General features: G+C 64.9%; 16 protein-coding genes. 5 read left to right on the plus strand and 11 right to left on the minus strand.

Annotation, left to right across the window (positions count from 1 at the left end; genetic code table 11):
* Positions 1 to 2: 2 nt before the first annotated feature.
* A complete protein-coding gene (locus ACWEFV_RS12760) occupies positions 3 to 410 on the plus strand; it encodes a nitroreductase family deazaflavin-dependent oxidoreductase (protein WP_450070414.1) in 408 nt (135 codons plus the stop codon).
* A 15-nt stretch (positions 411 to 425) separates the two neighbouring features.
* On the opposite strand, the gene ACWEFV_RS12765 is transcribed toward ACWEFV_RS12760, so the two are convergent.
* Entirely contained in the window at positions 426 to 785 is a 360-nt protein-coding gene (locus ACWEFV_RS12765; protein WP_210115488.1) for a hypothetical protein, read from the minus strand.
* A gap of 36 nt (positions 786 to 821) precedes the next feature.
* Entirely contained in the window at positions 822 to 1,370 is a 549-nt protein-coding gene (locus ACWEFV_RS12770; RefSeq protein WP_135453021.1) for a TetR/AcrR family transcriptional regulator, read from the minus strand.
* Between the two features lie 134 nt (positions 1,371 to 1,504).
* Between ACWEFV_RS12770 and ACWEFV_RS12775 the strand changes: the two genes are divergently transcribed.
* Positions 1,505 to 1,909, plus strand: coding sequence for a hypothetical protein (locus ACWEFV_RS12775; RefSeq protein WP_450070415.1), 405 nt, complete (start codon positions 1,505 to 1,507; stop codon positions 1,907 to 1,909).
* A gap of 18 nt (positions 1,910 to 1,927) precedes the next feature.
* Here the strand turns inward: ACWEFV_RS12775 and ACWEFV_RS12780 are convergent, their stop codons facing one another.
* Positions 1,928 to 2,710, minus strand: coding sequence for an enoyl-CoA hydratase (locus tag ACWEFV_RS12780; protein ID WP_450070416.1), 783 nt, complete (start codon positions 2,708 to 2,710; stop codon positions 1,928 to 1,930).
* The gene (locus tag ACWEFV_RS12785) at positions 2,707 to 3,741 is read right to left on the minus strand and encodes a zinc-binding dehydrogenase (RefSeq protein ID WP_135453019.1); all 1,035 of its coding nucleotides are present in this window, start codon (positions 3,739 to 3,741) and stop codon (positions 2,707 to 2,709) included. The genes ACWEFV_RS12780 and ACWEFV_RS12785 overlap by 4 nt, the downstream gene beginning before the upstream one ends.
* 171 nt (positions 3,742 to 3,912) lie before the next feature.
* Here ACWEFV_RS12785 and ACWEFV_RS12790 point away from each other — a divergent pair, with 171 nt between their 5' ends.
* A complete protein-coding gene (locus ACWEFV_RS12790) occupies positions 3,913 to 5,124 on the plus strand; it encodes a cytochrome P450 (RefSeq protein WP_450070417.1) in 1,212 nt (403 codons plus the stop codon).
* A 9-nt stretch (positions 5,125 to 5,133) separates the two neighbouring features.
* On the opposite strand, the gene ACWEFV_RS12795 is transcribed toward ACWEFV_RS12790, so the two are convergent.
* From ACWEFV_RS12795 to ACWEFV_RS12810, 4 genes are all read right to left on the minus strand, one after another.
* Positions 5,134 to 5,913 carry a bestrophin-like domain gene (locus tag ACWEFV_RS12795; protein WP_135453017.1) on the minus strand — a complete coding sequence of 260 codons (780 nt, stop codon included), beginning with the start codon at positions 5,911 to 5,913 and terminating at the stop codon, positions 5,134 to 5,136.
* A gap of 37 nt (positions 5,914 to 5,950) precedes the next feature.
* Positions 5,951 to 6,313, minus strand: coding sequence for a heme-binding protein (locus ACWEFV_RS12800; protein ID WP_135453016.1), 363 nt, complete (start codon positions 6,311 to 6,313; stop codon positions 5,951 to 5,953).
* Between the two features lie 540 nt (positions 6,314 to 6,853).
* Positions 6,854 to 7,441, minus strand: coding sequence for an HD domain-containing protein (locus ACWEFV_RS12805; RefSeq protein WP_450070418.1), 588 nt, complete (start codon positions 7,439 to 7,441; stop codon positions 6,854 to 6,856).
* 74 nt (positions 7,442 to 7,515) lie between these two features.
* On the minus strand, positions 7,516 to 8,973 hold the full coding sequence (locus ACWEFV_RS12810) for an FAD-binding protein (protein WP_450070419.1): 1,458 nt from the start codon (positions 8,971 to 8,973) through the stop codon (positions 7,516 to 7,518).
* Positions 8,974 to 9,150: 177 nt separating this feature from the next.
* Here ACWEFV_RS12810 and ACWEFV_RS12815 point away from each other — a divergent pair, with 177 nt between their 5' ends.
* Positions 9,151 to 9,816, plus strand: coding sequence for a DUF6891 domain-containing protein (locus ACWEFV_RS12815; protein WP_450070420.1), 666 nt, complete (start codon positions 9,151 to 9,153; stop codon positions 9,814 to 9,816).
* A 66-nt stretch (positions 9,817 to 9,882) separates the two neighbouring features.
* On the plus strand, positions 9,883 to 10,395 hold the full coding sequence (locus ACWEFV_RS12820) for a hypothetical protein (protein ID WP_450070421.1): 513 nt from the start codon (positions 9,883 to 9,885) through the stop codon (positions 10,393 to 10,395).
* A gap of 11 nt (positions 10,396 to 10,406) precedes the next feature.
* Here ACWEFV_RS12820 and ACWEFV_RS12825 read toward each other — a convergent pair whose 3' ends face one another.
* The 3 genes from ACWEFV_RS12825 to ACWEFV_RS12835 all read right to left on the minus strand — a co-directional run bounded on the left by ACWEFV_RS12825 (position 10,407) and on the right by ACWEFV_RS12835 (position 12,278).
* Positions 10,407 to 10,886 (minus strand): SRPBCC family protein, encoded by a 480-nt coding sequence (locus tag ACWEFV_RS12825; protein WP_450070422.1) that lies wholly within the window; start codon positions 10,884 to 10,886, stop codon positions 10,407 to 10,409.
* Positions 10,887 to 11,275: 389 nt separating this feature from the next.
* Positions 11,276 to 11,704, minus strand: coding sequence for a hypothetical protein (locus tag ACWEFV_RS12830; RefSeq protein ID WP_135453011.1), 429 nt, complete (start codon positions 11,702 to 11,704; stop codon positions 11,276 to 11,278).
* 388 nt (positions 11,705 to 12,092) lie between these two features.
* Positions 12,093 to 12,278, minus strand: coding sequence for a hypothetical protein (locus tag ACWEFV_RS12835; protein ID WP_450070423.1), 186 nt, complete (start codon positions 12,276 to 12,278; stop codon positions 12,093 to 12,095).
* Positions 12,279 to 12,897 lie beyond the last annotated feature (619 nt).

Below are 12,897 nucleotides of genomic sequence, written 5' to 3' on the forward strand. Positions count from 1 at the left end.
TCATGGCAGACAACTGGAATGACAACATCATCGCCGAGTTCCGCGCCAACGGCGGCAAGGTCGGCGGACCGTTCGAGGGCGCGACGCTGCTTCTGCTGCACACCACCGGGGCCAAGAGCGGCAAGGAGCGCGTCAACCCGGTGATGGCGTTCGACCTCGACGGCAAGCTCGCCATCGTCGGTTCGTACGCGGGCGCCGACGTCGACCCCGCGTGGTTACACAACCTGCGCGCGCATCCCGATGCCCACATCGAGATCGGCACCGACGCCTATGACGTGCACGCGCGGGAGATGCCGCTGGCCGAGCGCGACGCCGCTTATCCGCGCATCGTCGAGCAGGCCTCGGGATTCGGCGAATACCAAACCAAGACCGACCGCGTCATCCCGATCATCGAGCTGCAGCGCCGGTGAGCTCAGCCGACACGGTCAGCTGACCTCCGTCTGAGACCAAGCCGCCACAGGCAGGGTCAGATAGACACCGATCCGGCAGCCCGCACCGGTCGCGGTCTGCGCGGCGGCAAGTATGGCGTCGGCACCGGCCTGCCGATCCTCAGCCCGATCTGGAAAGAACTTCGACTTGACCTCGATCAGCACATCGAGGTCGAACCGATCGAACGGTCCGACGTCGTGGAACCGGATCAGCACATCCCCCGGCTGGAGGTTGCCATCGTAGGGTTCGTCGCCGCATTCGACGGCGATCGAGACCGCCGCCGGTAGCACTTCCGCCAGCCGCGACCGCACGGCATCGGTGGCCCACGCCCCGCACGTCACATCGATCAACGGCACTGCTTCTTCAACCCCCTGTCTGCTTCGTGGAGCAGGCTATTTGCCCGCCCGCACCGCGGGCCAGAAAAGCTTGAACAAGCGTTCCTCCCAACCGTCTTCGATGTCACCGATGCGGGCATTCTCGGCGATGTACGCACCGACCACCCCGTCTATCAGCGTCTCGGAATCAACGTCCGCGCGGATCGAACCATCGGCCTTGGCGTCGTCGATCACGGCGGCCAGCGCCGCGCGCTGGTCGATCAGGATCCGCCGGAACACCGTGGTGAATTCGGGGTCATCCTCGGTGAGCAATGCCGCGAGCCCGCCGAGTCCGATGCCGCCCTCGACCGTTGCGATCGCGTGGGTGATGAGCCACCGGAGCCGTTCCGGGGCGTCGGCGCGGGGATCGAGTGGCCCCGGTGAGGCGAGTCGCGACAGCGCGCCGGCCAACATGTCCCGCCGGTTGGGATGCCGTCGGTAGATCGTCGTCTTCGCAATTCCTGAGTGCGCGGCAACAGCTTCGACGGTCACCGCCCGAGGTCCTCCGGCGCGCAACAGGTACAGCGTCGACTCAGCGATGCCGTCTTCGACCCGCCCTTGTGCCATCGGTCCCCTACCCGGTCTGTCCGTCAGTCGACGGGAATACTTCGGCCCCGCCATGCGCTACGCTATACGTAGCAATCGATACGCTACGCGTAGCGTAGTTATTCGGTAGGTTCGAGTTCTCGTGAGGTGATCACATGTTCAAAGGCGTGGGCCGTATTCCGGTTCCCGGCATTGCGTACGTTCTGCTGCTCGTCGGGTTCGTCTCGCTCGGGCTTTTCGTCGCAGCCCTGGCATCGGGCAGTGACCTGGCGGTGGTCGCCGGCATCGCGCTGATCGCATGCCTGGTCGGTGCCGTTGCCGGCTTCCGCACCGGCGCCCGCAATCTGGCCCGAGACCGGCAACCCGATGCCCCGACCAACAACGTGAGCATTTTCTCCACGCCGCTGCGCCGGGATGAAATGGACCGGTACCTGCGGAACTACCGCGGTGACAGTGAAGAAGGTGCCACCGCGGACCGGGCAATGGCCGTGGTTCGCGGCGACGAATCGAATGCAGTCGAAGTGTCATCAGCGCAGGCAGGCCACCGCCGCGCCGCCTGATGCGGGACGACTCGGCTGCTACGTCGGCGCCACCGACCAACGCGGCGGGCGCTTGTCGATGAAGGCCTGCACTCCTTCGAGTGCGCTCGGATCCATCATGTTGCAGGCCATCGTCGCGCCCGCGTCCGCGTAGGCGGACTCGATGTCGACATCAATCTGCCGGTAGAACAACGCCTTACCCATCGCGACGGCGACGCGGGGCTTCGCCACGATGCTCGCGATCACCGCCTCGACCTCGGCGTCGAGGGCGTCCGCTGCCACTACCCGGTTGACCAGACCCAAGACCCGGGCCTGCTCGGCAGTGACGAATTCACCGGTCACGAGCATCTCGAAGGCAGCCTTGCGGGGCACGTTGCGCGACAGCGCCACACCCGGAGTGGCACAGAACAACCCGACGTTGACGCCGCTGACCGCGAAGCGCGCGTCATCACTGGCCACCGCAAGATCGCACATCGCGACGAGCTGGCAGCCCGCCGCCGTCGCGAGGCCTTGAACCCGCGCGATCACCGGTACCGGCAGCCGCTGGACCGACAGCATCATCGCGGTGCACTGGGCGAACAACCGCTGGTAGTACTCCAGGGACGGCTCAGCCCGCATCTCTTTGAGATCATGCCCGGCGCAGAACGCCTTGCCGGATGCCCCGAGCACGACGGCACGCACCGTGTCGTCCTGCGCCAGAGCGTCGAAGGCGTCACCGAGCGCGGTCAGCATCGCCTCGGACAACGCGTTGAACGCCTGCGGGCGGTTCAGTGTCAGGGTGACGACGCCACGGTCGTCGCGATCTTGCAGCAGCAGTGTCATGGCTCGATCAACACCTTGAGGGCCTCGCGGTCGGCCATCGCGCGGTAGCCGTCGGGGGTTTCGTCGAGACCGATGGTGCGGTCGAAGACCCGTCCGGGTTCGATGGCGCCGTCGAGAACGTCGGGCATGAGTTCCTCGATGTAGGCGCGGGCCGGCGCGACTCCGCCGGTGAGGGTGACGTTGCGGAAAAACGTGCCGAAACCCATTGGCACCTCAGTGTATTGAGATACCCCGAGCCGGCTGACGCGGCCGCCGGCGCGTACCGCGTCGAGAGCGGTGGCGACCGAGGGCTCGGTCCCGACGCATTCGATCACCGCGTGGGTACCGTCGCCGCCGGTCAGTTGGCGGATCTTCTCGACGGCTTCGTCGCCGCGTTCGGCGACGACGTCGGTGGCGCCGAACTCGCGACCCAGGTCGGTCCGGACGGTGTGCCGTCCATTGAGGATGATCTGCTCGGCACCCAGCCGCTTGGCGGCCAGCACCGCGCACAGTCCCACCGCGCCGTCCCCGATGACGGTCACCGACGATCCCGGCCCCACCCCGGCGGTCACCACGCCGTGATGGCCGGTGCAGAAGACGTCCGACAAGGTCAGCAGGGAGGGCATGAGCGCAGAATCCTCGGCCACCGGAAGCTTCACCAAGGTGCCCTGCGCCTGCGGGACACGCACGGCCTCGCCCTGGCCGGCATCGACACCCCGCTCACCCCAGCCGCCACCATGGCGGCACGACGTCTGCAGCCCCTCCTTGCAGAAGTCACACGTGTTGTCCGCCCAGACGAAGGGGGCCACCACCAGATCGCCGCGCCGGAATCCGGACACATCCGAGCCGACGTCCTCGACGACGCCGATGAACTCATGACCCATCCGGCGGCCGCCATCCTTGTGCGGCATCGACTGGTACGGCCACAGGTCGCTGCCGCAGATACAGGCACGGGTGACGCGCACGATGGCGTCATTCGGCTCCTTCACGATGGGGTCGGGCACATTCTCGACACGCACGTCGCCGGCGCCGTACATCACGGTTGCTCGCATGCTCAGTTCCTTCACTCGTCCGGGTGGCAGGTGAGACCCAACGCCTCGAGGCTAGGCCGGTGTGCGTGGCCTGGGGAGTGAAGTGCGACTCGAGTTGACTCCCCCATGGGCGCGAACCCGCATCGCGAGAAAACCTAACATTTGTTCTACCGGGCCGATAGGTTCGTACTCATGACCCGGACCGTCGGCGACGACGTCGACCTGCCCACCATCCCGAGGCCGCGATCCGCACGATGCCCGCTGGCACCACCACCCGAATTCTCCGAGTGGCGCGAATCGGCTGCACCACAACGAGTGATATGGCAGGGCCGGCCGACGTGGGTGGTCAGCCGGTACGAGGACATCCGGGCTTCGTTGGTCGATCCTCGCCTCAGCGCGGACACGATCAAGCCGCGTCTGCGCGAGGTCGGCGCCGGCGACGCCTTGCCGGTGATCTTCGCACGCATCGACGATCCCGAACACAATCGGCTGCGCCGCATGATGACTCGCGATTTCACCTGGCGGCGGGCCGAGGCGATGCGACCGCAGATCCAGGAACTGGTCGATCAATTCCTGGACACCATGATCGAGACCGGACCGCCGGCAGATCTCGTACGGGGCTTCGCGTTGCCCGTGCCGTCGCTCGTCATCTCGCTGTTGCTGGGTGTGCCCTACAGCGATCACGCGTTCTTCCAACACCACAGCACGGTCGGGCTGGATGCCCGGTCGTCCGAGGACGAGAAGGCCCAGGCGATCGGGGCACTCTTCGGCTACATGTTCGACCTGGTCGCACGCAAAGAACGCGAGCCCGGTGATGACCTGATGAGCCGGCTCATCACCGACCACGTCGCATCCGGTGAACTGAGCCGTGAGACGGCCGCCATGAACGGACTGATCCTCCTGCAGGCCGGACACGAGACCACAGCCAGCATGATCTCCCTGGGAACCGTTGCACTGCTGCAACATCCCGATGTCTTCGAGGTGCTCAGCCGGACCGACGACACCGCCGTCGTCGCCAACATCGTCGAAGAGTTGATGCGCTACCTCACGATCGTGCACAGCCAGGTGGACCGGGTGGCGACCGAGGATCTCACCCTCGGCGGCGAGTTGGTCCGCGCCGGGGATTTCCTGTTGATGAACCTGCCTGCCGGGAACTGGGATCCCACGTTCGTCGACGATCCCGCCCTCCTCGACATCGACCGGAACACCCGTGGGCATTTGGGTTTCGGATTCGGCGTGCATCAGTGCATCGGGCAGAACCTCGCCAGAGTCGAAATGCAGGTCGCACTGTCCACGCTGGCCCGTCGACTGCCAGGACTGTCCCTGACTGTCCCTGTCGACGAGCTGCCGTTTCAGAACCAGCAGGAAATCTATGGCGTTGAGGAAGTGCCCGTCACGTGGTGACCTCACCGCCTACTTTCCTTGATCGACCCCGTCGAAGACCTGCACGGCGTAGTCGAGCAATGTCGGCGTGACGCCGAGCTGCTGCCCGAACGGATGGTCGAGCCAGAAGATGAGGAACAGCAGAAGGCCGAGCAGGATGGCGATCGCGCTCGACAGGATCATGTGACTCACCACATTGCTGAGATGTGTGAAGCCGATGAGCCCGATGAGAAGGACAGCCCCGAACAGCAGGCCGCTCCACAGCAGACCCGGTATCCGGGGCTTCGCATCGAGGACTCTCGTGTTCCGTTGCGATGTAAGGACATTGAGCTGATCGCGGATCTCGGCGTTGACCGGGTGGGCGGTGGGCGCTTCTTGACCCAGTACCCGGTACATGTCGGTGATCGCCCCTCGCGCCGAATCACTCGCGACATCGCGTTGCCGCGTATCCCACTCGGCCTGTGCGGCGACAGTGTAGGTACGCAGCAGTTCCCGCATTCGCGCCTGCTCAGGCCCCGGCAGGCTCACAGTCTGCCGGTACATCGTCGCCAGCGTCGATGACTCATTGGTGACGTTCTCCTCCGCCGAGGAGAACTGCTCCCACGCGACAACGACCGTGAAGCCCAGCAGCGCGCCGTAGACGAGAGCCACGGTGGTCAGAAACGGTGACAGAGTCCCCGTTTGTTTCTCGGCGCCGGACCGGTACACCGTTTTGTTGGCGATCCACACGCTCCCGACAGCCAGCAAGGCTGACGCTGCGAGGACCCCCGCTAGAAACAACCCCAAGCCCGCCAGGCTCAAGCCGCCCATCGCTCACCTCTGCTCTGGGTCGATGGACATCAAACCATCAGGGAGTCGCGGGAAGTCCGCAGCGCTCCCGGAAGTCAGAAGACGGTTGCCTGATGCGGTCGAGATCCCCGCGAACGGCGGGATTGGCATCGAGATAACCGCGAACCTTCTCCCCGATCTGGTCCTTGGGCTGGCCCTTGAGGCTGGTGAAGAAGTCGTTGACGTCGGGGTGGGCGGTCAGATAATTCGAGGTCTCGAAAGAGACGCCGGACATCACGCGCGCCATCTCGGCGGCCGTGCACGGGGGCGGGACAGGTGGATCCGCCGCGGCCGCCGCGGCACTCAGAAGTGTCAGGCCGACGAACACGCCGGCGCCGATCGCTGCGCCGGCGGCGCGGTGTGTGAGATGAGAGGACGACATGTTGGCTCCTTCAGCAAGTTGTCCACGGTTCATGACGTAGTTCCTCAACGCGGTCTGATGCCGCCACCGCCACCCGGACGGCCGGGGCCTCCCGGACCACCAGGACCACCGGGCCCGCCGGGGCGGCCCGGATCCCAGATGACATCGAGATCCCATCCGGTATCGCAGTACCAGTCGTTGGCACAGGGATAGGGAACTACCGGTGTGGCTGCCCGTGGCACTCCATCTGCGCCGCGCACGTCGCCCTGCGCACAGACCGTGGCATAGCCCGAACTTGTGCAGTCCGCCCTCGCCGGAGGTGCCATCGTGGTGACGGCTCCGAACGGGAGCATCGCCGGTAGCAGTCCTAAAATCAGGTAGCGCTGTGGTGTTCGCACGCCCGCCCCCTTTTGTCAGTTCGGCCGGGGTCTATGCACGGATGTATATCGCACTACCAGCGACAATGTGGAGTATTGACGCTCATGCCGGGTATTTCGTCGCCACTCTTCTTGACTCGGAAAGCATTTCGAGCGCTCCGTCTCGGGCTTGAAGCGACTTCGCCTAGGTGTCCAACGGATTGGCTCTGATGCGTTCGGCACCATTGTTGGCCACCGACGCAGCAGCGGCGCCACCCGGTTTGCGTCGCGCCTGATCCTCGAAGCACGCAATGAATTCGCTGCCGAACCCTTGCCTGGGATAGCGCGCAAGTATGTCGGCTCGCGTCGCGGTGGGGAACTCCTCTGGCCGGCGTCCGACGACGTCCCAGCCGGTGGCCACCTGCAAGAGGTGGGACTCGGGATCGACCGCCGCCGAAACGTCGTCGCGCATGTGCAGCACGATGATCTCCGTCGCCCTGGCTGCCCGGTCGGCAGGCCAGCCGGCGGCCACCCCGAACACCCAGGCCAGGTCCCCACCCGCCTCCTCGAACGACACCCGGTGACTGTCGAACGGGCCGGTCAGACCGATGTCGTGCAGCAGTGCCGAGACGTAGTAGAGCTCGTTGTCGAAGGTGATGTCATGTGCCGCTGCGTACGTCGAACCCCACAGATACGAACGGATGCAGTGATTGAGCAACGCAGGCGAATAGAAGTGCGTTGCGACGGCAAGGGCTGCTGCAGCCGCCGGTGTCTGCGGAACCATCTCGTCCATCGCGCCTTCTCTCAAAGAGCTGATGACCAACATAACGCTGCGCGCGCACGATCTGGACGGCTGTCAGTACTCCGTCAAAAGTTCAAGCCCGAGAACATGATCCGACCGGGGTCATACTTCTGCCGGGTGGCGGCCAGCCGGGCGAGGTTGGCGCCGAAATACCGCGAGGCCGGCTGGTTCGCCTCGAGATAGTTCACGTAACCACCCACCGAATACGCCGCCACCGCTTGGTGGGCGGTGTTGAGCCACTGGGTCGCCGCCGCCGGAGAGCCGGAGTTCTCGACGTACCACTGCACCAGTGCGGACTGCCGCCGCCACGGGAAGGCGGTGTCCCCCGGGCCCACGGTGGCCAGCGCGCCGTCGAGCGCGTGCATGATCACCAACGGACGGCCGGCTCCACTGGGAAAGGCGTTGAACGCCGCGGCGATCCCCTGGGCGACAGCCGGGGTGATCGACTGGAAGACATCGGATCCGCCGACATAGCCGAGCGGCGACGGGTTGAGGTTGTTGACGGCCAGGAATTGCACCAGGTCCAAGTAATTGAACGTGTGCTTGTCCACCCCGGTCGGTTGCAGCCCGACCGCTTGGGAGACCGCGGCCGCCACTGCGTCACCTGAGCCTGCCGGGCAGGTCGCAAGGATGCGACAGTGCGCACCTCCCGGGTCGGTGACCGTGTCCGCCAGCGCCCAACTGTTGCGGTCGGCGGTACGCAGCCAGTTCTGCCAACCGACCAGAACCTGCGCGAATGACTGCAGCGGGAAGTGAAGACTCACCGCATCCACATCGCTGGTCGGGAAGGTGGCGAAGGTCAGCGCCGTCGTCACCCCGAAGTTGCCGCCGCCCCCGCCACGCAACGCCCAGAACAGATCTGGGTTCTCATTGGCCGAAGCGTTGACCGCCGCGCCGCCGGGTAACACCACCGTCGCCGACACCAATTGATCGGACATCAGGCCCGCATGCCGCGATTGGGCGCCCAACCCGCCTCCCAGAGCGTGTCCGGCAGCGCCGACCGACGGACAGGTACCTGTCGGGATCCCCCGGCCGGCTCCGGCCAGCGTCTGGTGAATCGCATACAGACCGGTTGCAGGGGTCACCGTGACATACCCGGTGCCGGCGTCGTAGTTGATGTCACCGGGCAATTGGCGCAGGTCAAGGACCATGGTGCCGTTCGCCGTCGATGCGCCCACATAGGAGTGCCCACCGCCGCGCGGAGCGACTTTGAGATTGTGATTGGCAGCGAAGGCCATTGCCCTCTGTACGTCCGCCGTCGAACTCGGGGCGACGACCGCCGCAGGAGCCAGGCCGTTGAAGTTGGTGTTGAAAACCGCCTTGGCCGAGGCGAATTGCCCACCGCTGTCCGGCAGTATCACCTGCCCCCTGATGGCGGCAGTCAGATCGCCCCAGCCCGAGGTTGCCGGATCGGCACTGGCCCGCGTCGTTCCGAACACCGCCCCGACTGCCAACGCCCCAGCGGCACCCCGCAGAAACGTCTGACGTGAGATACCACGCGGTGACTCCCGCGGTTCCGTCATGCCCGAATTTTGAGGTACCCGGGGCGAAATCCGCCGCACCGTGCAACGTGTCGAGGTATCGGTCCGATACCGATTCGGCGTCGGCCCCCTGGGCGATGAGATCAGCGCCGTCCGAAGCTACGATCGCCACCGCCGGGTGATCCGCCCGGCTCCGACTGCAGACCTGGAGGCCAGCGCGTGAGCGCACCGTCGAACCCGAACGCGATCCCGACCCAAGCCACGCTCCCGAACCTCCCACTGGACGATGAGGCCCGCGCCACCCTCACCTCCGAGATCTGGGGCATGCTGGTCACCGGCAACGACGACGTCGAAGAGTTCCTCGAGATCTACGCCGAGGACTACGAACTCACCGAGGAGCAGCTCACCGACGCCTTCGCCGCTCTGCGCGAGGCGAGACTGCGCCAGCAGACCGAGATCGGCGACTACCAGTCACGGACCCGGGCGGCGTTCGACGAGTTGAACGCCAACGGCGTGATCGCCCGTGCCGACTTCTCCTGCTGCGGTACCTGCGCTTCGGCCGAAATCGGCGACGAGCGCGACGACAGCCGCCACTGGAGCGGCTTCATCTACTTCCACAGCCAGGACACTGACCGCCTGGTCGAGGACGGCTCCACCTACGTCGGCTACGGAGCGTTCGAGCCGGAGAACTTCGACGAGGAGGCGTACAACCGGCTCAGCGATCAGGCGAAGGAGGACCTGTACTTCAGCGACGTGGCCCGGATGCTCGAGGAGGTCGTCTTCCCCATCGTGCGGCGCCACGGCATCGAACCGGAGTGGAACCGCGACCTCGGCACCCGGGTGCTGCTCACCAACGCCGACTGGTACGCCCCGATCGACAGCTGACGATCTGTAACTTCCGTGGCGGACGCGCCGACATATAGTTCAGCGCGTCCGAAGGGGGTAAGCCCGATGCCGAACGATCGCCGCCGTGTGATGGCAGCCGTCGGTGCTGCAGTAGCGGCAATCGTGATTCCGACCGTCCTGAACGTTGCCCCGGCCCAGGCGAACCCGCTGCCTGGCTTTTGCGTGCCGCCCAGTGTTGTCGACAACGTCTGCAGCGCGCGCCTGACGTCGGTGACAGCCGATGTCATCGACGGGACGATCACCGGGACGCCGGTTGGCGGCGGTGCCGCGATTACCCTTGCGGGACCAGCAGATGCGTACCAGAAATCAACGGGATTCGGCGACACACCGCCAGATGCAGTTCAACAATGGGACACCTCGATCGACAAGGTCAGTGACCTCGACACCTCCCCCTCCGACCCCAATTGGTACGGCAACGCCAAGGCCAGGGTGTTCCTGCCCAGGACCTTGAATGACCTGGCGACCAAGCTTCCCGCCGACGTCCTCGTCGTCCGGTTCACGCCGGACGACACTCGGCCGGATACGTTCCGGCTGGTGTCGATTCAGCCGACGGCCTAGGGCGAAACGGGCTATGCCCGATCCTGCGCCAGCCCGGCCAGGTGTTTGAGCGAGTTGTCCAGATGCTGCCGGTCAAACGGCGGGAATTCGATGTGTTCGCGAGTGGCCGCCGGCACCGCCGACCAGTCATACGTCAGGGTGACCTCCGTCCGGTCGTCGCCGAGTGGCTTGAGGTCGTAGCGCCAGATCCAGCCGCCGAAGTCGAGGTTGGCGTCGTCCGCGCCTTGGCCCGGCAGCCACGCGATCGCGTGCGGCGGATCGAATACCTCGATCCGGTTGGCCATCTCGTAATGCATGCCCCCGTAGTTGTCGTGGTACATCGCCATCCGGAAGATCTGGCCGGCTTCGGTCAGCCGCTTGCCGTCGAGCGACTCCCGCACCCAACCGGTGCCGTCGATCGCCTGATGGGTGGTCGGGTCGGCCAGCACCGCGAACACGGTTTCGGCCGGCGCATTGATGGTGCACGCGGTGCTCATGATGTCGTCAGTCATACCTGTACCGACCGACGACGGCCCACAAACTCATCGAGACTGCGCGTGGATCATCGAGCCTGCGCTCAGATCGCTTTTTCGCCGAAAATCGCGATCTCACCGCAGTCTCGGCGCGGTGGGACTATGGGTTGAGCCCGAAAACCTGTACGACGGCTGCACCGCGAGAAGCGAAATCACGCAAGCCGCCCACAAGTACCGTGCTCCGTACCGATCCCACGCCCATTGCCAGATTCGGTCCATGGCGCGACGGTAGACGCCATCAGCCCACCAAGTTCGCAGAAAGCGAAAACACCCCCGGCCCAAAAGGACCGGGGATGCTCCACGTGACTACCTCGTGGGCGTGGCCCTGGCGATGCTCGCCGCCTCGGTGATGCCGGGTATCGGCCGTCCTAGGTGACGACGAAAGACATCTTCACTGAACAGTTCTGGCCGTCGTCCTCGAAATCCGTGATCTCGTGTGGCCGTGTGCTGAGCTGGCCAAACGAGAACTGCTCCTCGTAGCTGCCGAGTTGATCATTCGGACCGAAGTCGTCCTGCTCACCCAGATGACCTGTGATCTTGAGGAATTCCCCTTCATTGACCCGGAATTCGGCTCTGGTGTTGAGAACGAACTCGGTGCCCTGACTGATCTCCAGGGCGTTGTCGCCGTTGTGGTCGAACAGAGTGACCGCGCCTAGCGTCACGATCTCCCCGATGTCGGGGTTGAACATATTGTGTGAGACATCAAATCGACCGAAGATCTCAAGGGCGTTCCCTGGATCGGATCCGTTATGCACATTCCTGATGCTGTGCAGCGTCACGATGACGTTCTTGGACATTTCGCGCTCCCAACGTTGCCGGTTGTACCTCGACTGGTTTTAGGCAGGTCGGTGAGCGGCCGAAGCATCCGCTAACTCATCCTCTTCACCCGTTCCGTGACCCCCACAGCAACTATTGAGCTTTCTCCAAGAATTGGCGTGAGTAGTCCGCTACCTGAATTCCCAAGGGCTGTACTCCAACCCGGAGTCGATCGACATCCAACCAAGCAAGCGTTCTGCATCGTTGCGAATCACGTTCACCCGCAGCGCGTCCCAATGCTCCGACGGAGGGCTAGCCACGGGGCGCACGTCCACCAAGCCAAGACGGCGTGAAGCCGTTGCCGCTCAGCCAAACCCGCCTGCATCCGGTTGAACGAAGCCGACAGCGCACCGAGGTCGACGTCCTGGACTACGGGAAGCTGTCACCGGCGACGGCGGTCCGCACCGGCCGTATCGCTCCCTCCACGAGACTGTGCATATTGATCACCCCGATGGCAGCGCCGTACGCGGCACCGACGATCGCGTACTGGACAAGTCGCCAGCCGGTCGCCCCGGCGATCCCACCGACAACGACCCCGAGCAGAGGTGCCCTCATTACATCGGTCGCGAGCGTTCAGATCGTCGCCTTCCGCGCGTAGGTGGAAGGTGGCGCCGAGTGACCCGGGCGTCGATGCCTGGCTACGTTTCGCTGCGGCGGCTTCAGCTGTGGTCGGCGCCGAGCACAACGTAGCCAGCTGTGCGCCCGAGTCGACTTTTCCTTGTCATTACCCAGCGATCCGAGCGCCGCGAGACCAAGGACACCGAGAGCCACACACCGACTGCCTTCCCGGCACCTCGCTTCCTCGAAGCGGGCGGAGGCGGGCGCCAACTTGCCCGCCCGGCGCTTGGTTGTTTTCGCAAATTTCGAGCCGAAAATGGCCCTATCCGGGTCTTGACAAAATCCGTCCCCCATCAGGATATTGAGCACAGCTGTTAGTTACGTCACGCTCGATCCTCGTGTCAGTGGCAAACACAATGCTCCGCTGCGAGGAGATGCCATGGCCACACGTATTCACCAACTAGCGGGCGTGTGCCTATTGACGACCGGACTCCTGATGAGCTGCATGAGCGGGGCGATTGCATCCGCGGATTCCGAGAACAATGCCAAGTCGGATTCGAGTCCGGGCACCAATAGCTCCACCAGTGAGGGCGGTAGGACCTCGATCCTGTCGACC

It is taken from the genome of Mycobacterium sp. NPDC004974, assembly GCF_053600815.1.

Coding starts and splice junctions, on each gene's coding strand:
- ACWEFV_RS12760 (WP_450070414.1), top strand. CDS start 3: ATGGCAGACAACTGGAATGACAACATCATCGCCGAGTTCCGCGCCAAC.
- ACWEFV_RS12770 (WP_135453021.1), bottom strand. CDS start 1,370: ATGGCACAAGGGCGGGTCGAAGACGGCATCGCTGAGTCGACGCTGTAC.
- ACWEFV_RS12775 (WP_450070415.1), top strand. CDS start 1,505: ATGTTCAAAGGCGTGGGCCGTATTCCGGTTCCCGGCATTGCGTACGTT.
- ACWEFV_RS12780 (WP_450070416.1), bottom strand. CDS start 2,710: ATGACACTGCTGCTGCAAGATCGCGACGACCGTGGCGTCGTCACCCTG.
- ACWEFV_RS12785 (WP_135453019.1), bottom strand. CDS start 3,741: ATGCGAGCAACCGTGATGTACGGCGCCGGCGACGTGCGTGTCGAGAAT.
- ACWEFV_RS12790 (WP_450070417.1), top strand. CDS start 3,913: ATGACCCGGACCGTCGGCGACGACGTCGACCTGCCCACCATCCCGAGG.
- ACWEFV_RS12795 (WP_135453017.1), bottom strand. CDS start 5,913: ATGGGCGGCTTGAGCCTGGCGGGCTTGGGGTTGTTTCTAGCGGGGGTC.
- ACWEFV_RS12800 (WP_135453016.1), bottom strand. CDS start 6,313: ATGTCGTCCTCTCATCTCACACACCGCGCCGCCGGCGCAGCGATCGGC.
- ACWEFV_RS12805 (WP_450070418.1), bottom strand. CDS start 7,441: ATGGACGAGATGGTTCCGCAGACACCGGCGGCTGCAGCAGCCCTTGCC.
- ACWEFV_RS12810 (WP_450070419.1), bottom strand. CDS start 8,973: ATGACGGAACCGCGGGAGTCACCGCGTGGTATCTCACGTCAGACGTTT.
- ACWEFV_RS12820 (WP_450070421.1), top strand. CDS start 9,883: ATGCCGAACGATCGCCGCCGTGTGATGGCAGCCGTCGGTGCTGCAGTA.
- ACWEFV_RS12825 (WP_450070422.1), bottom strand. CDS start 10,886: ATGACTGACGACATCATGAGCACCGCGTGCACCATCAATGCGCCGGCC.
- ACWEFV_RS12830 (WP_135453011.1), bottom strand. CDS start 11,704: ATGTCCAAGAACGTCATCGTGACGCTGCACAGCATCAGGAATGTGCAT.
- ACWEFV_RS12835 (WP_450070423.1), bottom strand. CDS start 12,278: ATGAGGGCACCTCTGCTCGGGGTCGTTGTCGGTGGGATCGCCGGGGCG.